General features: G+C 41.8%; 21 protein-coding genes. 11 read left to right on the top strand and 10 right to left on the bottom strand.

Features of this window, described 5'->3' with window-relative positions; translation table 11 throughout:
• Positions 1-36 precede the first annotated feature (36 nt).
• On the bottom strand, positions 37-1,815 hold the full coding sequence (locus tag CJD36_RS15690; RefSeq protein ID WP_105040146.1) for a DUF885 domain-containing protein: 1,779 nt from the start codon (positions 1,813-1,815) through the stop codon (positions 37-39).
• Between the two features lie 228 nt (positions 1,816-2,043).
• On the opposite strand from CJD36_RS15690, the gene CJD36_RS15685 reads away from it, so the two are divergent.
• Positions 2,044-2,943 carry a T9SS type A sorting domain-containing protein gene (locus tag CJD36_RS15685; protein ID WP_161499336.1) on the top strand — a complete coding sequence of 300 codons (900 nt, stop codon included), beginning with the start codon at positions 2,044-2,046 and terminating at the stop codon, positions 2,941-2,943.
• 27 nt (positions 2,944-2,970) lie between these two features.
• The gene (locus CJD36_RS15680) at positions 2,971-3,948 is read left to right on the top strand and encodes a T9SS type A sorting domain-containing protein (protein WP_105040144.1); all 978 of its coding nucleotides are present in this window, start codon (positions 2,971-2,973) and stop codon (positions 3,946-3,948) included.
• Positions 3,949-3,956: 8 nt separating this feature from the next.
• Here CJD36_RS15680 and CJD36_RS15675 read toward each other — a convergent pair whose 3' ends face one another.
• Entirely contained in the window at positions 3,957-4,331 is a 375-nt protein-coding gene (locus CJD36_RS15675; RefSeq protein WP_105040143.1) for a response regulator, read from the bottom strand.
• Between the two features lie 335 nt (positions 4,332-4,666).
• On the opposite strand from CJD36_RS15675, the gene CJD36_RS15670 reads away from it, so the two are divergent.
• Complete coding sequence (locus tag CJD36_RS15670) at positions 4,667-5,080, top strand: BrxA/BrxB family bacilliredoxin (RefSeq protein ID WP_105040142.1); 414 nt, start codon at positions 4,667-4,669, stop codon at positions 5,078-5,080.
• Positions 5,081-5,287: 207 nt separating this feature from the next.
• On the opposite strand, the gene CJD36_RS15665 is transcribed toward CJD36_RS15670, so the two are convergent.
• A complete protein-coding gene (locus CJD36_RS15665) occupies positions 5,288-6,214 on the bottom strand; it encodes a c-type cytochrome (protein WP_105040141.1) in 927 nt (308 codons plus the stop codon).
• A 262-nt stretch (positions 6,215-6,476) separates the two neighbouring features.
• Between CJD36_RS15665 and CJD36_RS15660 the strand changes: the two genes are divergently transcribed.
• Positions 6,477-7,037: a sce7726 family protein gene (locus tag CJD36_RS15660; protein WP_105040140.1), complete on the top strand. Its 561-nt coding sequence runs from the start codon at positions 6,477-6,479 to the stop codon at positions 7,035-7,037.
• Here the strand turns inward: CJD36_RS15660 and CJD36_RS15655 are convergent, their stop codons facing one another.
• From CJD36_RS15655 to CJD36_RS15645, 3 genes are all read right to left on the bottom strand, one after another.
• Positions 7,038-8,180, bottom strand: coding sequence for a beta family protein (locus tag CJD36_RS15655; protein WP_105040139.1), 1,143 nt, complete (start codon positions 8,178-8,180; stop codon positions 7,038-7,040).
• 158 nt (positions 8,181-8,338) lie between these two features.
• Positions 8,339-9,070 carry a DUF3800 domain-containing protein gene (locus CJD36_RS15650; protein WP_161499335.1) on the bottom strand — a complete coding sequence of 244 codons (732 nt, stop codon included), beginning with the start codon at positions 9,068-9,070 and terminating at the stop codon, positions 8,339-8,341.
• 69 nt (positions 9,071-9,139) lie between these two features.
• A complete protein-coding gene (locus CJD36_RS15645) occupies positions 9,140-10,279 on the bottom strand; it encodes a sensor histidine kinase (RefSeq protein ID WP_105040137.1) in 1,140 nt (379 codons plus the stop codon).
• A 93-nt stretch (positions 10,280-10,372) separates the two neighbouring features.
• On the opposite strand from CJD36_RS15645, the gene CJD36_RS15640 reads away from it, so the two are divergent.
• From CJD36_RS15640 to CJD36_RS15630, 3 genes are all read left to right on the top strand, one after another.
• Complete coding sequence (locus CJD36_RS15640; RefSeq protein WP_105040136.1) at positions 10,373-10,591, top strand: hypothetical protein; 219 nt, start codon at positions 10,373-10,375, stop codon at positions 10,589-10,591.
• 113 nt (positions 10,592-10,704) lie between these two features.
• On the top strand, positions 10,705-11,751 hold the full coding sequence (locus CJD36_RS15635; protein ID WP_105040135.1) for a glycosyltransferase family 2 protein: 1,047 nt from the start codon (positions 10,705-10,707) through the stop codon (positions 11,749-11,751).
• A gap of 88 nt (positions 11,752-11,839) precedes the next feature.
• A complete protein-coding gene (locus tag CJD36_RS15630) occupies positions 11,840-13,195 on the top strand; it encodes an MFS transporter (protein WP_105040134.1) in 1,356 nt (451 codons plus the stop codon).
• A 144-nt stretch (positions 13,196-13,339) separates the two neighbouring features.
• Here the strand turns inward: CJD36_RS15630 and CJD36_RS15625 are convergent, their stop codons facing one another.
• A complete protein-coding gene (locus CJD36_RS15625; RefSeq protein ID WP_161499334.1) occupies positions 13,340-14,317 on the bottom strand; it encodes a patatin-like phospholipase family protein in 978 nt (325 codons plus the stop codon).
• A 102-nt stretch (positions 14,318-14,419) separates the two neighbouring features.
• On the opposite strand from CJD36_RS15625, the gene CJD36_RS15620 reads away from it, so the two are divergent.
• Complete coding sequence (locus CJD36_RS15620) at positions 14,420-15,364, top strand: penicillin-binding transpeptidase domain-containing protein (RefSeq protein ID WP_105040132.1); 945 nt, start codon at positions 14,420-14,422, stop codon at positions 15,362-15,364.
• A gap of 604 nt (positions 15,365-15,968) precedes the next feature.
• Here the strand turns inward: CJD36_RS15620 and CJD36_RS15615 are convergent.
• Positions 15,969-16,619, bottom strand: a complete 651-nt coding sequence (locus tag CJD36_RS15615; RefSeq protein WP_105040131.1) for a porin family protein — start codon at positions 16,617-16,619, stop codon at positions 15,969-15,971.
• Between the two features lie 231 nt (positions 16,620-16,850).
• Here CJD36_RS15615 and CJD36_RS23845 point away from each other — a divergent pair, with 231 nt between their 5' ends.
• Positions 16,851-16,961 (top strand): hypothetical protein, encoded by a 111-nt coding sequence (locus tag CJD36_RS23845; protein ID WP_105040130.1) that lies wholly within the window; start codon positions 16,851-16,853, stop codon positions 16,959-16,961.
• 298 nt (positions 16,962-17,259) lie between these two features.
• Here the strand turns inward: CJD36_RS23845 and CJD36_RS15605 are convergent, their stop codons facing one another.
• Together CJD36_RS15605 and CJD36_RS15600 are read right to left on the bottom strand one after the other, a co-directional pair.
• Complete coding sequence (locus tag CJD36_RS15605; RefSeq protein WP_105040129.1) at positions 17,260-19,302, bottom strand: DNA/RNA helicase domain-containing protein; 2,043 nt, start codon at positions 19,300-19,302, stop codon at positions 17,260-17,262.
• Entirely contained in the window at positions 19,299-19,520 is a 222-nt protein-coding gene (locus tag CJD36_RS15600) for a helix-turn-helix domain-containing protein (RefSeq protein WP_105040128.1), read from the bottom strand. Before CJD36_RS15600 ends, CJD36_RS15605 begins: the two co-directional genes overlap by 4 nt.
• A 142-nt stretch (positions 19,521-19,662) precedes the next feature.
• Here CJD36_RS15600 and CJD36_RS15595 point away from each other — a divergent pair, with 142 nt between their 5' ends.
• Positions 19,663-19,965, top strand: coding sequence for a hypothetical protein (locus CJD36_RS15595; protein WP_105040127.1), 303 nt, complete (start codon positions 19,663-19,665; stop codon positions 19,963-19,965).
• Positions 19,955-20,575, top strand: a complete 621-nt coding sequence (locus tag CJD36_RS15590) for an HpaII family restriction endonuclease (protein ID WP_105040126.1) — start codon at positions 19,955-19,957, stop codon at positions 20,573-20,575. The genes CJD36_RS15595 and CJD36_RS15590 overlap by 11 nt, the downstream gene beginning before the upstream one ends.
• Positions 20,576-20,674: the final 99 nt, after the last annotated feature.

Genomic DNA, 20,674 nt, shown 5'->3' with positions numbered 1-20,674 from the left:
GGGGATGTAGTCAGTTATTGGCAATGTCGATATAAGTTATTTTATTCCCTTAGCCCACGCTTCCAGTTTCTCATGGAGTATGTTCAGAGGTACGCCACCGTCTTTCAACACCTCGTCATGGAATGACGCAATATTGAATTTCGCACCCAGCGTTTCTTCATAATGCTTGCGCTCACCAGAGATAGCCATCTGGCCTATCTTGTATGACAAAGCCTGTCCCGGTATAGCCATATAACGTTCTATCTCGGCTGTAGCGTCGTGTTCAGATATCAGCTCATGTGCCATCATATACTTTATAGCATCTTCCCTGCTCATACCCTTGTAGTGTATACCCACGTCCACTATCAGGCGTATAGCACGGTGCATGGCATCGCCCAGATGCCCCATGTATTGGTAGGGGTCATCGTATAGTCCCAATCCCTTGCCCAATGTTTCGCAATAGTGGGCCCAGCCTTCGCCATAAGCACCATACCATATAAAACGGCGGAACGCCGGCAAGCCCTTACTCTCCTGCTGCAGCGATACCTGGTAATGATGCCCGGGAATTGCCTCATGCAAAAACAACGTAGCCATACCGGTAGCATTAAATTTCTTCGCATCAAGTATCGGCACATAAAATATACCCGGCCTTGCACCGTCTTCAGATCCTTGGTTATATTCCGCACTGGCAGATGCCGCACGGAAAGCCTCTGTCTGGCGGATGGTGAACTGGGTTTTAGGCGTGTTATTAAACAGCTTTTTCAGCTGTGGATCTTCTATCTTCTTTATAGCCCAGAAACTATCAAGCACCTGCTGCGGAGTTGTGAACGGACAGAATTTGCTGTCCTTATCTATATACTTAAAGAACGCTTGCATATCGCCCTTAAAGCCCACCGCATCTTTTACCTTATTCATCTCGCCTTCCAGCCTCGCTACCTCACTCTCCCCTATCTTATAAATGCTATCGGCAGTCAGGTTTGTTGTCGTCCAGTTCTTAATGCAGTAGTTGTAATATTCATTGCCACCCTGCAGGCTACCCAAGCCACTTGTGGTGCGGCTCTTCGGCAAGTATTCCTTTTCAAAGAACACTGCCAGCTTGGTGTATGATGGATTCACAATACTATCAATAGCCTGCACATACGCTTTGGTCAATCTTTCCTTATCAGCTACACTAAACCCTTCAGGAAAGTTCTTCAGTGGACCATAGAATATACTTGCGGTATCATTCTTTACTACCACCGCTTTCAACTGCGGCAGTATTTTTACTACCAGCGATTTTGGCAGCACCCAGCCTGTTGCTATACCCTTACGCATATTATAAATAGCCGTGTCCGTCCATGCCGGGAATGCCGACAAGCGCTTGATCCAGTCGTCATAATCCTTCACCGTCTTAAATGGCTGATTGCCAGTACCCGACCCTAGTTGTGGCAGCTCCAACGTAAACGCCCAGAACTGTGTAATGGGCATCAGGTGCGTAGGATATTTCAATCCTTCAATACCCATAGCCATCTCGTACTTGAACAAGCGATAGCTCATCAGGTCCTGCCCCTGCAGCTGTGTACTATCTATATTGCCTATCTCATTAAGGTATCTTTTGTAAAACCTGCCCAGGCTATCTCTGAAACTTTCAGCAATGGTTATGGTCAGCCGGTCATTGTAGCGATTATCGCCATTAGATGTCGCCTCAGTAGGAAACATCTGCAAATGCTCCTGCCAGTATTTATCCAGCAGCGATGCCAGTTCTTTCCCCTTACCCTCACCGGTATGTTTGTGCTCCCCATTTTTACAGGCAGCAAACATCCCGGCCATTGCAAAAGCCAGTATTACTTTCTTCATGAATAATATTTGCAGTAAATAACGGCATTTTTCAGCAGATATCTGTCACCTGCTTAGGGGGAAACTATAACTCAACCACATATGTTTTACTATTTCGTATATATATTCTATCTTTATGTTAAACCCTATGTTATGAAACTTATTTTTACGCTGCTCCTCGTCGTACTTTATATCACATCATTTTCTCAAAAGATACATTATACAGATAGAACAAATTACTGGGTGACAATGTTCATCAGACCCGTCGATTCATGTAATTTCTACCGACATACTTATTACGGCACAGACACGATAATAAATGGCAAAACTTATCAGCCAATAAAAAATACCATTGTAGGGACAACCTATGGATGCACATATTCCCCTTACGCCGCACCGTCGTATTATATCAGAGAAGATACTACTACTGGCATTGTCTATTGTATAAGTAACCCAACGGTCGATACTTCTGAGAACATCTTATACAACTACAATCTTTCATTGGGAGATACGATACACTATAGTAATCCTCTTGCAGCACGAGCTGATAGCGTTGTATTATTCGATTCAACTAAAATAAACGGTGTGTACCATAAAGTTTGGGGTATTAGAATTGTACGCGATTATTCCGGCACTTCATCTACGTTAACTTTCGGACCGGAACATTATACTGTTGTAGAAGGGGTAGGAAGTGTTTTAAATTATTGGCAACCTTTTTGTTATCTCTCCGGCGGAGAACCAGATTGGCTTCAATGCTTCTACCATAAAGGTATTGCTGTGCCAATTTCTTCGCATTTCATAGCTAGTGGAAACGGTTCGGTGGAGGTATTTCTTCCAAGTGATTCCATTTTAATTACAACCGGAGACTGTAGACGTTTAACAATAGACGATGAATATTCCAACGCTCAGCAAATTACCATCTTCCCTAATCCGGTAACAGAAAGTTTAAACTTCGGCAGTAAAAAAAATACTGAAAAAGTGACGATACATATATCAGATCTTACCGGCAGAACAGTCTATTACCAAAAGGAATTAAACCTTAATGGAGAATCAATTAATACTACAGATTGGTCCAATGGCATATATCTGATCCTGATAAAAAATAACACAGGTGTTTTAAAGAGAGATAAGATAGTCATCGCTAACTAATATCTGTAAACCCTCAATCAAAGATTTATGAAACTACTTTTTACTATGCTTTTTGTAGTGCTTTCTATCACATCATTTTCTCAGAAAGTACGCTTTTCAGACAAGCGCAATAATTGGATCACTAAGGGTTTGACGCCTAGTATGGAAGGCTGTGCATTTACGCGGTATCATTCTTTTGGTGCAGATACCTTTATGCATGGACATATCTACGAGCCTATCCTTACATCAACAGTTTATGTAAACGACCCATGGATGGGTTGTGTAGGCTACGTATTCAACAGCTATGCTTATTATATACGAGAAGATACAGCCGCAGGAATAGTATATTATCACGGTTGGACTGACACCATGGACCATGTGCTATATAATTTCAAACTAAACCTGGGCGATACGATCCGATTTCAGGATGCATCGGGAACAAGAATTGACAGTGTTGTGCGGAAAGACTCAATTATGATGAATGGAGTATACCACAATGTACTCGTAATGACCGTCAATACCGACACCTCAACCACCTGGCCGTTCTACACATCGCTATATACTATCATTGAAGGCATAGGAACGCTTAATGGGGCCATGCGTCCACATAATTTTTGTTTCGAAGGAAGTGAATTCCTACAGTGCTTTTTTCAGGACACTACAATTATTCCTATCACAACCCATACCTATGGCTATTGCAGCTATATCAGCACCGACAGTTTCAGTACTGTCATCAGCTGCATAAAACTTGGCATCGATGATATAGGCCTCACAGGCACTTCGGTTGCAATTGCCCCTAACCCCGCCAATGAAAATATCCAATTGACCCTTAAAGGCCATAGCAATGCACCAGTAACCGTATCGGTTTTTGACTTGATGGGCAGGGCCATTTATCTTGAAAAACTGGACCAGTTAATTGATATACTCAATATAAATTCAGGCAGTTGGCCAGACGGATTATATATAGTAGTTGTCCAAGATGACAAACAGGATTTAAAACGAGAAAAGATGGTTATAGTGCATTAACCACGCAATTAGTCCATCTTCTCAGCTACCAGTTTTTTTACGCGCAATACCAGATCATATGGTTTAATGGGCTTGGGGAGGAATAGATCGGCACCAAGACGTAGTGCTTCAAGTACCGAGGATTCATTGACTAACGAAGAGACCACAATAATACCAACATTACTTGTAGCCTCGCTTGCCTTTAGTCTTTGAATGAGATCTAGCCCGTTTATATTGGGCATATTTATGTCAGTTATCACAACATCGTAGTTGAACATAGCAACTGCCCGCATCGCCTCTTCGCCATCTTTCACGGCTACTACATCAAATCCGTCTTTCGCCAAAACGTGCTCTAACGATTTTAATATCAATTCATTATCTTCAACTAGTAGTACAGAAGGCATAGAAATAATTTATTCAATGGTTTAAACTGAAATTAAAAATAGCTATTTCCCTTTAAAACTAACGGATAAACGCACTTTATGATAGCATTTCGCCGTTGTCGGTCGTCTGACCGACAACCATCAAGACGTTTCTCTTTGAGACCGGTTAAATCAGTAAGACAAGCGTCAATCCGCAATCCTATGCGCCGGTATGATACTTTGATAAGCTTATTTAAACAGCTAAAGACTGCCAGACAAAATAAACAAAATATACCTCTATTAGATTTTCCAATTGCTCATATGATTTCCATTAATTTACTTACTCGTACCTTTGTGTAAATAAATAATAAATCAAGATGTATCCTGAACAAATAGTTGCACTGATGAAGGCCGAATTGACCAATCACGGATTTCAAGAATTACTTTCCCCAAGCGATGTAGACAGTATCCTGAAAATGGAAGGCACTACATTACTCATGATAAATAGTGTATGCGGTTGTTCAGCAGGAACAGCGCGCCCGGGTGTGCTGATGGCTGTGCAGAATGCAGAAAAGAAACCAACCCGTCTTACCACAAGCTTCGCAGGTTTTGATGTAGATGCGGTTAAGCAGGCACGTCAGTACTTGTTACCTTATCCTCCATCTTCACCGGCTATTGCCCTGTTGAAAGACGGCAAAGTGGTGCACATGATCGAAAGACACATGATCGAAGGTCGCCCAGCACAAATGATCGCAGCCAACCTTATTCAGGCTTTCGAAACTTATTGCTAGTAGTCAACCGAACATAATAAAAAGGAAAAGGCCCGCACTGTGGGCCTTTTCCTTTAATGTGCTGGTCATGCCATTTTCAACATCTGGTATCAATTTTGCGTTAAAAGAGCCGCCTTACCTTTTATGGTCCGGAAGGCTGATCGAGAGCTATATCATTTAAACATTTATTCACTATCCGCACACTTTTTAGTTTTGCATTTGAGTTAATTAGTACGTATCACTTATCATCCCACCCCTCTTATGCACCGCCGGTATCGACATTAAGTAAGCATAAATATCGCTCACCTGCTTATCTGTAAGGTGCGTAAAATGCGGCATTGGCGGATGTAATTTCCTTCCGCCGGGCGCCACTCCCTCCATAATAGCCTTCTGAAATTGCGCTCTCGTGAACCCGCCAATCCCGGTACTGCTATCGGGCGTAAGGTTGGCCGCATGTATCTTATTGCCGCTTTCATCTTTAAATTTCATTCCGCCCTGCAGATACCCTCTGCTTTGCTCGGCATCCAGATAATTGAGCTTTGCTATGCTCTTAGAGTGGCAATGAAAACAACCAATATTATCTACCAGGTAGCGGCCATTGGCTATCGCATCATCCTTTCCTGGGCGCTTGATACTTGTTATATATGGCTGCGGCTTGGCTATTTTACGTATCGCTATACGACCAATAAAATTTAAGTGCGAATGCCCGACACTGGTATCACCGGCCTGCACAGCTTCATCTCCCGATCTCAGGTAAATGATCAGGTCATTAATATCATCATCAGCCATTTTGGGGCGCAACATGTAAGGAATAAACCTACCATCGCGGGTGATACCAGTTTTCAATAAATATGCCAGCTCTCCATCCGAATAGCCGGTTATAACACCATTCGTTTTTGAATTGGTCAGATTAGCAGAATATACCTTACCGGCTATTCGCGGCAATGCCAGGTACCTCATTCCAATAAATTTCTTTACAGTCTTATCATAGTAGCAATCTGCACAAATATTGTAGGCCAGGTTTTTACCCCGCTCCAGCGATGTGGGTATCTCTATTCTGGCATACGCCTTATTGGCCAGCTGGTAATGCGTTTTGCAACTTAGTAGAACAGCGAAAACCAAACAGAAAACGAGAATAATATAGCCCTTACGCATAGCATTGATTGTATGTATTCAATACTCAGCTATAAAAACTATTCCATTGAGTAGTAGATAATTTTCCAGCACTAGCAGTGTAAGGTGATCAATACAAAGCCATTTGTAAGCAGCTTTGTTATTGGGCAAATGTTTCTATCTTTGCCGAGATATCTGTATTTGTTTTACACTACTGTAAATTAACAGAAACAAGTGTTTATGCTTTTTTCTTTGGGTTTCTTCAAAGGCAATTATTTATGTCAATAAAACAAAAGAAAAAGCAATGAAAGATCCACATATTCGGCAAATTCTTCAGCGCACGGAACTTTCAAAGTACATAAATGATCCGCATTCAAAAGTAGTTCATGAAATGAAATTACCTGTGGCAAGCGCGCGAATTGACATGGCTGTAATTAACGGTTCTTTACACGCATATGAAATTAAAAGCGCATCTGATTCCCTACAGAGATTGCCTAACCAAATAGCGGCTTACTCTTTGGTTTTTGATTACTTAACTGTTGTTACGGAAGAAAAATATATAGAAAAAATAATTGCCCTTGTACCTGATTGGGTCGGTGTCGCAGTTTGCTCTGACACCGTTGGTGAAGAAGAATTTAAGGAAATAAAATCGCCTTTATTAAATAAAAATAAAAAGGCATTCTACCTTGCGAAACTCTTATGGAATGATGAACTAATTAAAATATTAACAGAGCAAAATATACCTTTCGGTAAAAGAGATAGAAATTGGCTTCTTTGCGAGTCTTTGGCAAGTGGATTGGACATTGCAACTTTATCCGATGTTGTTAGAAAGACACTGAAGGAAAGACAACACTGGAAGAACTAATCATACTAAACTAAGAAGTAAAGTAATGTGATGATTTTGCCCAATTGCTACCCACGTTCCCGGCCCTCCTGGTTTTGGTTTTTGTTTAGATTTTGGTTGTGTTAAATCTATTTTGGGGTTTTTCTTAGAATACTCTTCAATTTGAGAATCACCCCAACAAAATTTTTCACCCGAATAACAATCTACATTCTTAACTAATTTTATGGCGTGCATAATATACTGAGAGTGTCCTAATTCATGTTCCTGTGTCACCCCGCCTCTGTAGATTACAAAATTATCAACATTAGTGTATTTTATGCTTATACTTCCCGAATATGCAACGTCAGAATAAACTGGGTACTTAATACCATAATCCCCATATTTTATCTTATCAGAATTCAAGCCTAAGTTTTGGATGTCATTCCAAAGCATCCATTCGTATCGAGTCAGAAAATGGGGTTCTTCTCTCACCGAAATTGTTGATAGATCTACGGGAAAAGATCCAGATGCAATTATTACCGTAAACCATTGGCTAATATCTTCAAGGCTATTTAATAGTGTTTTAGTTTTAGTAGCGTATGTATCATAGGTTACCTGTTCAATAAAACCAACGTCAAATAATAGTATTATATCCGCTTTTTGTTTGTTTAATCGTTGTGCCATCGAATCAACAGAGATATTGCCATCAAAATTTCCTAGAGCATTCGATAATCGTATACATATTTTTTTGCCATTGCCCCCTGAGATTTTTTTTGCCACTTCTAAATAATCCTCACTGCTCCTATACGATATAACAGGGATTACATTAAATTCTTTATCAGCTAAAGCATTCAACATAGCCAATATATTGTTCGACTCAATTTTTTTCTCATCTACATTTGAGCAGTGAGCAAAGTCCAATAATATTTGATTGTCATGAAATTTCCAATGTGTAGTTAATGTTTTAACTAACTTGTCTTCAAATTTTCGTCCTTTTTTTTCAGGCTTATTGGCTCCTCTTGCAATTTCATTCTCCCTCTCCTTTTTTGCAATATGCCCTTCTGCAAACATATCAGGTAATACCTCTATAATTGGACATATATTTTCTTTTACATCTTGCGAAAGATGTGTTAGAGCCTTTAACTCTCCCTCCTTCGATATTAATATTGGAAAGTACTTTTTCATATGATTTGTTTACATAAACATACACATAATTTTATGAAATATAGATCAGTTTAAGTCTATCTTTTTATTTACCAAAACACATTATCTTTGTGAAATAAAACGTGTTTGGCGTATGCCTCGCCGTGGGAAGCCTCAAATTATTTTTGAGGCTTCACCTTTTATGGAAAATGCTTCAACCCTAAGCCATAATATTCATTACCTCGACCACCTCTTGAATAAAATTTTTCGTCAAAAATATCAAATGTTGGCTGAGGTAAATTAGGTGATAATTGCTTTCTAGCAATTGGATAAGCTATTAAATCTGCAAACTGTAATCCGTTAGTATTCTCGTCTTTCCCTCTAAAATGCAAACGCGGATAGCACATTTTAAATTCGTCTGTACTAATATACTCAGTACCATATTTAATAAAATTGGTGTAATATTTCTTTAACTGAGAATCTTTACATTTCCCTCTTTTCTCAAGGCAAAGATGTAGGACATGCTGTTTGTTTTTCTTTCCAAGAAGCGAAATCCCTCGCTCGCATAAAAAAGTGAGCGCATCTTCGTAAGCATGATTTTTGTATGGGTATATTTCTTTATATTTTTGCTTATTGACTACACAAGAAATTACCCAATATTCGCAGGTTTTGAAAATGCTTCCAATATCATTATAAAAATCTTTCATTATTGTAGGGTCTTGGAAAATTTTAAATGCATCTTTTTTGCCCCTCATTTCAAACGAATGAAAAATTATATCCTCATTTCCAAAGAACTTATTTTTTAACTTCTTGACCTCTGCGTCAAAATGCTTGTAGCCGTCCTCACTAAATACTACTCCACATAAAACGAATACATTAAAACGAGGATCTGGGTTAGTAATGTTAGCTTCTCCGCTTTCATCTATGAACATATAGTATCGCATTCACACATAGTTTTGATTACAAACATACGCCAGCGTAAATAGGCTCCAATATTTATTTTACCTCCTCAACACTATCCTGAACGTCGTCCCCTTTCCTACCTCGCTCTGCTTCACAAATATGGAACTATGATGGTACTTTTCTATGATCCTTCTTGACAATGACAATCCCAGTCCCCACCCTCTTTTCTTTGTAGTAAACCCGGGATTAAAGATCTTCTTTACCTGGTACTTCGGTATGCCCTTACCCGTGTCCTGCACATCTATAATTACCTGCTGCGGCTGGTTGGTTACAGTAATATCTATCGCACCTTTGCCTTCCATAGAATCCAGCGCATTACGTATCAGGTTTTCCATTACCCAGTCAAACAATGGCCCACTTATATTCACCGGTATCTCACGCTCCTTTATGTGTAGCGATATGGCCACCTTTAGCGGAGAACGCTTCTGCATATACGCCACTATTTCGCTCAGGCGCTCTGCAAGATTCTCTTCCTGCAGCTTAGGTTCACTACCCACCTTGCTGAACCTGTCCGCAACCAACTTTAGCCTGTCCAGGTCTTTCTGCATTTCCTTGGCAGCCTCACTATCCGGGTCACTTTCCCGCATCAGCTCCAGCCACCCCTCCATAGAGCTCAGCGGCGTTCCCAACTGATGAGCAGTCTCTTTAGACAATCCCACCCACACCTGGTTCTGCAAAGACCGGTAAGATGCCGACAGTGCAAAGATCACCACTATAAGAAAAAGGAAGATGATCACTATCTGCACATATGGGTAATACCGCAACTGGGTCAATAAAAACGTCTCTCCATAATAAACATAATTCCTGCCCGTCCCCCAGTCTGCTATTATGGGTTCGTGCATCTCCTTAAACTCGCCTAGCTTATCCCTTATAAGTCTGGGTGTGTTTTTAGTTTGCGTGGTATCTATATTTTTAAAATCTACTATCTGTACCTTGTCAGTAGTAATGATCAGCGGAATGGAGTTATTAGAAGTAAGAATAAAGCTGGCTAATACTGTCTCTTCCTGATTGCTGGTAGGTTTATTGAGCGTTTTTATAGCATCTGCCAGGTTTTGCACCTTCTTTTTCTCCTCTTGTGCCAGTTTTTCTGCCAGCGTACTCGTATAAAAAAGCGATGCGCTGACTATGAAAAGTGCTACAAAAGCGAGTATAGATTTCCTGTTTAGATATTTCCGCATGGTATTTCTCAAAAGTAAACGCTCTGCAAGATAAAATTATTATGATTTTGAAGTAATTACTATTATTTTTGCGATGGAAATTTTCAATTATTCATGACTACTGATCACAACATACACGGTACCGAACTGGATAACCCGGTTGACATTGAACTTAATAAGCCATCAAAATCGCGCTTTTTGTTCCTTTTGGGCTTCTTTGGTTTCTTCATTTTCGCTTGGGCAGGTTGTTACAACCTCCACGAACATGGCTATAAGAAGAACGATAACATCACCGTTCCGGACAATACGCTCTACGAGCCAAAGTATAAATAATTAAGCCAGGTACATGAGGATCAACGCCTCATGTACCTCCTGTTTTTCTTTGCATCAAGGAGACCTCATAGTCATATGCCCTCTATTTTCTGTTCCCTGTTGAATTTTGACTTATGATAGTTTGCCATAAGGACACTGCTGTTGTAATACTAAGCTACAATGGCACTAAGTGGCATGAACTGTTTTTGCCCAAAATTGTAGAGCAGGCCGAAAGTGGCTATGAAGTAATTGTCGTAGACAATGCATCTACCGACGACACCCTCCAATACGTCAACACCAATTTCCCAACTGTTCAGACAGTCAGTATCGCTATCAACCGCGGCTTTGCACATGGTTATTACGAAGCGCTGAAACAGATAAAGGCGAAATATTACATCCTCCTTAGTTCCGATTTTGAAGTTACCGATGGTTGGTTTCCCCCGCTGCACACAGCTATGGAAGCCCACCCCGACATGGCAGCATGTCAACCCAAGATACGCTACTGGCGCGAACGGGAGCAGTTTGAATATGCTGGTGCCGGTGGCGCATTCATGGACAAATATGGCTACATGTTTTGCCGCGGCCGCATCTTCTTCGATATGGAAAAAGACCACGGCCAGTACAACGATAACATCGAGGTATTCTGGGCGTCAGGCGGTTGCCTGGTAGTGCGTGCCGATTTGTACCACACCATTGGCGGTCTCGACCCCGATTTCTATGCACACATGGAAGAGATAGACCTCTGCTGGCGCTTAAAGAATGCAGGGCATCGCATCGGCTATGTAGGTTCATCAACTGTGTTCCATGTAGGCGGCAGTGTTATCAGCTATGGTAGTCCGCAAAAACTCTACTACAACTTCCGCAACAACCTTATACTGCTTATAAAGAACGAGAAAGGCAGCAAGCTGCTCTGGCTCTTCCCACTGCGTCTTATACTGGATGGTGCAGCAGCAGGTCGCCTGCTAACAAAGGGCGAATTCAAGCAGGTCTTCACCATCCTCAAAGCCCACTTCCACGTATACGGACAAATAGGTAAATGGTTTGCCCGCCGCCGTGAATGTAAGCGCATGATCACCGTTCGCAATGAAGAAGGCATCTACAAACGCAGCATTGTTATGGACTATTTCTTCGGCAAAAAGAAAGTATTCACTGACCTACCCTGGAAGCCTAAGCAGCTGTAATTAGCTGTCTCTGTGGCCAATCTGAACTGTTGACTCATAAATTTATTGTATTTTTCATTCACGGCTGTTGCCTGCACAATTCCAGTTCATGAATACTACCCCCACTACCTCCAACAAACAACTCTTCACCGTAATAGTAGCCGCCGCTGCAGGCACGCTCATAGAATGGTATGATCTCTTCCTGGCGATCATCCTCGCCCCTGTCCTCTCCGAAAACCTATTCCCAAAGAGTGAAACCAAGTTTCTCGAAACCCTGGCTGTAGTGCTATCATCATACCTTATCAGACCCCTTGGCTCACTCATCTTCGGCGCTATCGGCGATAAGACCGGTCGCAAAAAATCATTCCTTGTATCACTCTTATTAATGGGTGGCGCTACCTTTCTTGTTGGCTGTATTCCCGGCTATGCCGCTGTGGGCTGGCTGGCACCAATTATGCTATTGGTATTCCGGCTGGCGCAGGGCCTGGCCATAAGTGGTGAGTACACCGGCGCTACCATCTATGTAGCCGAACACGCTCCACCCAACAAACGCGGCTACTATACAGGATTTATTCAGAGCACCGCCCCATTGGGCCTGTTTGTCTGCCTCTGCACCGTCTTCGCTACCCGCGCCCTCATGTCTACCCCCGACTTTGCCGCATATGGCTGGCGTATACCTTTTCTGTTCAGCGCAGTGCTGGTAGTGGTGAGCTACATTGCTCGTAAGCAACTAGGCGAAAGCCCCGTATACGCCCAACTAAAAGCAGCAGGCAAAACCACGCAAGCCCCCATCAGCGAGGCATTTCAAACACCCGGCAATGGTGCCCTCATGCTCCGTGCCATCTTTGGTGGTTGTGCCGCACAGGCTACTTTGATGCAGACCTCGCAGTTCGTTACCCTTTTCTTCCTGCAACGCTCGGCAATGCTATCACCCAATACAGCGATCCTCGTATTGGCGGCAGCCATCCTCCTTGCAGGCCCGTCATTCCAGTTCTTTGGCGGACTTAGCGATAAGCTTGGTCGTAAAAAGCTGATGCTATCCGGTCTTATCCTCAGCGCCATACTCGTACCCATTGTTTTCTACCTCTTCCTGAAGATCGGCAACCCCGCCGAACTAAAAGAAGTACACGAGATCAGCACCACCGCCACCATTCAACTCATTGGCCTGGCACTCCTTATCAATGTGGCCACAGCAATGGTATACGGCCCTATCGGTGCTTTTATGCTTGAGCTATTCCCTACCCGCATCCGTTACACCAGCATGGGCTTTGCTTACAACATAGGCAATGGCGTTATTGGCGGATCCACAGCATTCATTACCGAACTATTGAAAAAGACATTGATAGTTGGTGCTATGTTCGCACCACTTGTAGGGCTCATTTACCCGCTGGCTTTGGTCATCATTGCCATCATAGTCAACGCAACCTCAGTTCCCGAAACTTATAAAAACAGCTTAACGGATTAGGAATATGTTATTGACTCTTTGGGATTGAGACCACACGTCATGATGCTGCAGGCAACATGTCTATAGAAATCAATTAGCAATTAGTGGAACGATGCCGAAGGTATCGCATGTCTGTTTATGCAGCTGGGTTTAAGAAATATTTCGCTAATGGGTATTTACTAAAAACTCTTTGGCAGCATTCAATCCATTATCAAAGAGTATTTTCTTTTGCAGGTCAGTTATATGTCTCACCCTCGGGCTGATGTTCCCTGTACTTATGTAAACAGTATGCTTTCGTTCTTCAGCATATGACAACCTTTTGTTCAATTGCTCCATAGTAACATTATACAATGCCGCCATGTAGTTACTGAATGTATAGATATTATATGGTGCAATTCCCTTATTGCTTTCCTGGTAAACTATCTGTTCAGGCCGTTCCAGTTTAAGGCCTAGCGTATGTTCATTAATGATACCTGCAGCATTTTCCTGCTCGGTATTAAATATGCTTACGGGATAATTGGCCAGCAGCCCACCGTCCACATAAACATTATAGTGCCCACCATCTGAAGTTTCATCAACTAACCTCCCCGCACTATCTATGCAAACAGCACCATAATAAAGAGGTATAGACACGCTAGCCCTCACCGCCAGCTGCACAGGCATATTAGGGCTTGTTTCCCAGCTAAATATTTCCAGCCGTTGTAAAGTAAGATTGGTTGCGGTGATATATGGATCCTTGTACTTCCTGTTGTTCTGGGCAAGCACATGCAGCTGCATAAATGTTATTGCCTCATTCCCTGTCTGTTGCTTTATGATATCGCCCACCCATCGCTCAAACTCTTTCCCCTTATACCAGCCAAAGTGCTTACGTAACCGCCTTTGCCCGCCTATAAAAAACCACTCCCCGTCATTGAACGATGAGATATCAATATCCAGCATTTTTTGTTCCATCTGTGCCGTAGTCATACCCGTGCACATCATCACCCCTACCACTGCGCCAATAGATGTTCCACCTATCTTTTCTATATCCTTAAGCATACCTTTCTCTTCCAGAACTTTTACTGCACCTATATAAGCAATACCCCTTATACCACCTCCCTTCAGCGCAAGGTTGGTATAGTGCTGTGCGTATATACGAGGCAAAAAGAGAAAAAATGTAATTATAAGAATCAAACGCACCATAACCAGAGTAACTAAAGGAGATTTAAACAATTAAATATAAACCAATTTACACACAGTCAAACCATGGCTATTGCTGAAACCTATATACCTGCATTGAAAAAAATAAAAACACCCGCCTTCTTTCTTTACCTTTGCGGCTCAATCAGTATTTACATGCGTATCAGTGTTTTATCATTTTGTCTTATAGCCATTTTCATTTCTTCCTGCAAAGATGTTCGTATTACAGAACATAAAGACTGGGGCAAATATTTTGAAAATAAGGGTATTAAAAATGCCTGCTTTATACTCCGCGATAACAACCACGAGAGCGTTCATTATTACAACAGGGCACGATGCCTGGAGCGTTTCCTACCTGCTTCTACCTTCAAGATTTTCAACTCTATGGTAGCCCTGGAGACCGCTGTAGCTGCAGATGACCAGCTGGTCATCAAGTGGGATAGCGTGGTGCGCCGCCCCGAGTGGGATAAGGATATGAACATGCGCGAAGCCTTTAAGGTAAGCTGTGTACCCTACTACCAGGAAATAGCCCGCCGCGTAGGCCCTAAGCGTATGCAGCACTTCCTCGACACCATGAAGTATGGCAACATGCAGATGGGTGGCCAAATCGACAACTTCTGGCTCAACAATACCTTGAAGATCTCTGCCGACGAAGAAATGGGACTGCTGAAAAGAATGTACTTTGCTGAGCTGCCTATGTCTGAACGTACACAACGTATTGTAAAGACAATGATGCTGCAGGAAGCTACCCCTGCCTACAACCTCTACTACAAAACCGGCACCGGCGAAGTGAATGGCAAGACCACCTACTGGATAGTAGGCTTTGTAGAAAAGATAGTGAAGGTAAAGGAACTTGAAGGCTCAATGAACAAAAGTGACTTCCGCAACTACCCTTACTTCTTCGCCCAGAACTTCGACATGCCTTCTTCCGACACCTCTAAAGATTGGATGCAAACCCGCAAAGACATCATGAAAGACATCCTCAGAGATTATGATGTACTGCCAAAATAATGGCTCAATAGCTCAATTCCAGATATTCAGATAACAAAAAAAGCGGAAGGTCATTGCGAGGAACGAAGCAATTTAGTATCGGGACGTATTCGTTTTATACCTCACCCATTGTGGAGACGCCTCCTCTATGCTCCGTGTAGAATCTTTCTACGCTCGCGCGGTTGCCGGTTTCTGACCGGCTCATCGGGACGTATTCGTTTTGTAGTGCACATAACACACGCTCCTCTTTTTGAAAGAGGAGTACCCACCTCTTCGGCGGGGAGGTGATTAACCTCAAGCGGACGTATTCGTTGTGTAGCTCTTTGAAATACTCAATGAGAAGCGTTGGCTGAGCTTGCGAAGAGCGGCATAGCCAACCACAATAGCACGCAGCTGAGCTACTTTTGCGTGCGGAGCAGTTCGCAAAAGTGCCGTTTTCCCTGCCTGCCGGCAGGCAGGTTTGTTTCTTTCGGAGTTTATCCCGCTTATTGCGGGACGGCAGCACAAAGAAAGAAAATAAGCAAATGGATAATTATGCAGTTTGACAGCCTTCAGCATGGTAAACACAGGCTATTATGTAGACGCCCCATTCGATAAGGACTCACGACGACAGCGTCTCCACCACCTACTTCTTCCCTACCTTTCCCTTCCCCTCAAACAAATACCCTACCGACACACCTGCATTAGTACTGAACATGGAATTAGCTTCATTGCCACCGGGAATAAGATTGACAAAACCCCGCTGATAGTGGCCGCGGATAAAAAGGCCATTGACAAGCTGGTAGCCCACATTTACCCCTATGCCTATATCCGTTCTCTTTATATCATCGTTATAAGTATCATCACCTATCCTGAACTTTTGAGTCTCACTGTTACCATATAAAGTGCGCTTGATGGTGCCGGCCAGGTTGAACGCCACATACGGACCTACCCCTGCAAAAAACCGCTCCCCGCCGGGCTTCCCGGCCTTAAACATAATATTTACGGGTAGTTGCAGGGTACTTATCTTACCAATAAAAGTGGTCGCTCCATAGTCGAGCTTATAGCCATTCCTTACATACAGCAGCCCCGGCTGAAAATAAAAATGCTGGCTCAGCGGCTGTTCCACCACCCCACCTATCCTGAAACCCATCCTACCCTTACCATCATCGTTATAACCATTGGTATTACCCGTATAATTGGTGTACTGCAAGCCCGCCTCGGGGCCAAAAGACAGTTGGGCATGAGCATAAGCAACAGCACACAGGCACAACAAAGAGCAAATCAATTTTTTCATCTGAATGGTTTTGATAAAACTACCACAAAAAGTTTGCCGAGGTTAATATGATCGAAAATTTGAGCGTACCCCTACGGGTCTGGTTTATTGTCATCCTGAGCACGGTCGAAGGGCGCTGCTACTCCTCGCTACGCTGCGGGGTATTCGCTACTATCCCTCACGCGAACCCGCGAACCCCACCTGGCATCGTTTTTCTCTCTACCTTGCAAATACCAACTGCCAACTTAAACAATGGCCGACGTACACAGCAAAGCAACACTTAGCTACAACATGAGCCGAATAAAGAGTAAGGACACTAAGCCCGAAATGCTTGTGCGTCGTTATCTCCATGCACATTATTGATTGCAAAAATCTACGCCAGGTCGGTCTTTGCGAGGAACGAAGCAATCTCACATCCGGACGTACTCGCTTTGAAATGCCCAACCACAACGTGACTAATAAGCCAATGCAAAAGCATAACAACCCAATACCTTTGCTCAATGCCAGACCTCCCAATATACCTTTTCCACGATCAACCAATGATGTGCCCTATGTGTAGCTGGCGAACAGAATGGGATGACTTTAATGATGAGCACGGAGAATACCAGATAAATACTTGCAACAATCAAAAATGTGGCTTTATGTTTATAGCAATGGAAGATTAGATTTCTTCCACACCGCAACTCTTAAAATATGCAAAAATCGGGTTGTAAATCGTGGGCAATCTTGTAACATCATCATCAACGCCAAGAGGTATCCATATCACCATCCCCTCTCGCGCTCTGGTCAGCAAAACACGATACTTATTCAACAAAAACTGTCGATCACTCTGCTCATGTACATTTTCCCAATTTGTACCTTTGAATTTTCTATAATCCCACCTATCTCCATCTCGTCTTAAGTCGCCATCCCAACAAACGCCAATCCAGTCAATCTCTAAACCTTGGATTTTGTATTCGGTGGCAATAACTTCGAGATAATAAGACGATCTCACGTCACCTTCGTCATTTAGAAACCAATAAGGCACATCGATTTCCTCTCTCGTATTAATACCGTAAGAACGTAATCGCATGGCACCAGAACTTGCAACTAGCCCAGTTCTCTTATTTCCTTGTTTTTTGCCTTTCAACCATGCCTTTGCTTTATCCAAATCCCGAGTGATGGCGATTGGATAATTTTCATTTATAGACGAATATAGTTCTTTTGCATAAACAGGATTATTATCTAAAACTGCATTCACCCAATCATTCAAATTATTTGCCTTAAATGATCTTTGGCTAACAGAAAGGTGCAAACAGTTACTTTCTATAATTTTCAAATTATCGGGAGCTGTATCAAATAATTTATTGATAGCATTTAGAGACTTTCCAGAAAGCAATTCGGGAGAAATATGGACATGCCAATGAGTATATTTATTTTTCAATACGTCCCCCCACTCGCCAATTCCAGCTTCTCCAGTATTAATTTCCTGCCCATTCCCGACCAAAGCAATTATAACAGACCAGTCGCTATGGCGATCCATTATTTCAAAAATAGTTTCAGCCTCTGATATTTGTACAGCATTTTTCCTATCTTCATCTACTCTACTTCTTCTGGCTTGTCTAAAGACATTTTCAGCATTCCAACAACGTTGTGCTTCGTCAAATACTACTATGTGCTCATCAGGAGGTAATGCATTTTTTGAACAGGCTTTAATAAATTGGTGCAAATTTTGAATCTTTGATCCAACTTTCGTTTCTGTTACGGATTTAGATGGTTTAGCGGCAATTAATTTGTTCTTAAATTTCACAGATTCTCTTTCAAGTTCATCTCTCGTCAGAGCTTCTCTCAATACACTCACTAGAGGACCGTTACCAGAAAAATATGCGGCATTTGCCTTGTTGCTTTCAATGAATTCTTCTTTGTGAATTACATTTAATCCGACAAGAGTCTTTCCTGCTCCTGGCACGCCAGTTACAAAACATACAATCTTGTTTTTATTAATTTGCGCAGCCTTAATTACTTCAACTATGTAGTCAGTCGTGTAGGACAAATTCTCAGCCCCCCTGTTGGTAATTGCCTCAACTTTTTGTCCTGCAAATAAAGCCTGTGCTGCCTGAATAATTGTAGGTGTTGGGCTATAAACACTATTTCCCCATTCATTTGCGTTTATAGCGACAGTACCAGAATCAATATTTGCATTAAAGGATGAAATAATTAACTCAGCTAAATTTTGTGCGTTGGCCTTAACTACGGGCTGTACAAGATTATCAACGTCTTTCTTCAACTTTTGACTAACGCCTTTTGCTAATGGACATAATAAGATTGGAACAATTATTCTATTTCTACTTTGAAGATGAAAATCTTTTAGATCGAGCGAATAATCCTCGACTTGTCTAACATCAGCTAGTTCATACGTCTTTCTATCATATTTAAATTCAATAACAAAAATCAAATCCCGAGCTATAATCACAGCATCAATTCGCGACAAAAGACGAGGTACTTCATATTCTAAAAATATAGCCCAATTTTCTGCTTCTCTATTCTGCGAACAAACAACTGAAAGCTGTTTTTTAAGAATATCTATAGAACTCTCCCAAGAAGTTGACTGGATTGTCCACATTTGAGGGTGTTCGGTAGCACCTGTATGCAATAAACCTTTTATAGAATTTGTTTCAGTCAACAACAAATTCTTAATGTTGTCGCCATAGTATGCTTGACTCATTTCATAAATTCTTTAGCGTTAAAGAAATCAGCATATGAAATTTCAAGAGCCATTATTATCCTTTCCAAAACTTCTACAGAAATATTCCTCCGACCATTCTCGACATCTGTCATATAAGTCCTGTCAACATCGGCTTTATTAGCTAAGGCTTCTTGCGATAAGCCAAGCTGAAGCCGCAATTCTTTAATTCTTTGACCGACCTTAAGTTTGATGTCCATGGGCAGACAAGGTAGTCCTATGTGGCATTTAAGTCAACGGACTATGAGTGTCATTACTCCTCTGAAATGTTAAGGTTTACAAATCGTCGTAACGTGACTTATAAGCAAATGTGCCACAATCATCACTTGGTACATTTACTATATGAACATCAAGCTATGCTACCTCTACCGTGACGGTGCTAACTACAAACGCTACGGAAAGGTCGTTTTTGAAAATACTTCTCTATTACCGCTGCATAAAATCGGGACAGCTATTATCGCCTCGCTAATCGAAGGCGAATGGTTTTATGCTAAAAAATGGAATCTTCCTGATCTCCATTTTGATAAATGGGACAACGAGATTGACCATGATTACCACGAGTATTCTGGCATTGAAGAAACTGAAGAGCAACCAACACAAGGTGACATTAGCGACTTTCTAAAGCAAATTAGTAATGAGCACTAACACCGAACATTTGCTCTTTGACGATAGAGGAATCCATGAAGTATCATCTTCAACAATACCATCAGAATACATCAACTTTATTAATGGTTTTATATTACCACCAACAAACTTCATTTTTGAAAAACATGTGGATAGCATTGCGGACTTTTCATTTTTGAAAATCGAATCAGAAGCCAGTCAAATAAACTTAAGCATTATAGACACCTATTTGCCACAGATCTTATCAGCACTTCTACTCTGTGTGCATGATGCCAATAATGAATTGCGTCTTCTAGATGCACTAAATATTTTGACAACTACCAATCCATTGAGATATGATCTTTCATATGGCCACCCTATGTATGAATACAAGATCAGGCACTTGTTATCTTGCCTTATCTACAACCTTTCAACCATTGAATCATGGAATACACCCTCTACAGGAACAAAAGGCGCGGTAATTGAGCTAGAGAATGGCAGTAAAATCTGTTGTCACATATACAATCCAAATAGGTTCATAGGGTATTTATTAGACCATCTTTGGGTAACCACAACAGCAAAATGTGATTATACAATTACAGAAAAATGCAATAACCTTGTAACATCATCCCTAGCATTCAAGTTTATTTAGTTCTTTGTTTTTCGCTGTCTTCCCTGCTATACTGTAGAAGTCTCCCATCTTCAGATTGCCATATAAACCCTTGCATGACACCCCATTTTCATCCCCTCC

The sequence above is a fragment of the Flavipsychrobacter stenotrophus genome, assembly GCF_002954265.1.
Taxonomy (GTDB): Bacteria; Bacteroidota; Bacteroidia; order Chitinophagales; family Chitinophagaceae; genus Flavipsychrobacter; species Flavipsychrobacter stenotrophus.
This window is presented reverse-complemented; position numbering and strand designations above follow the sequence as displayed.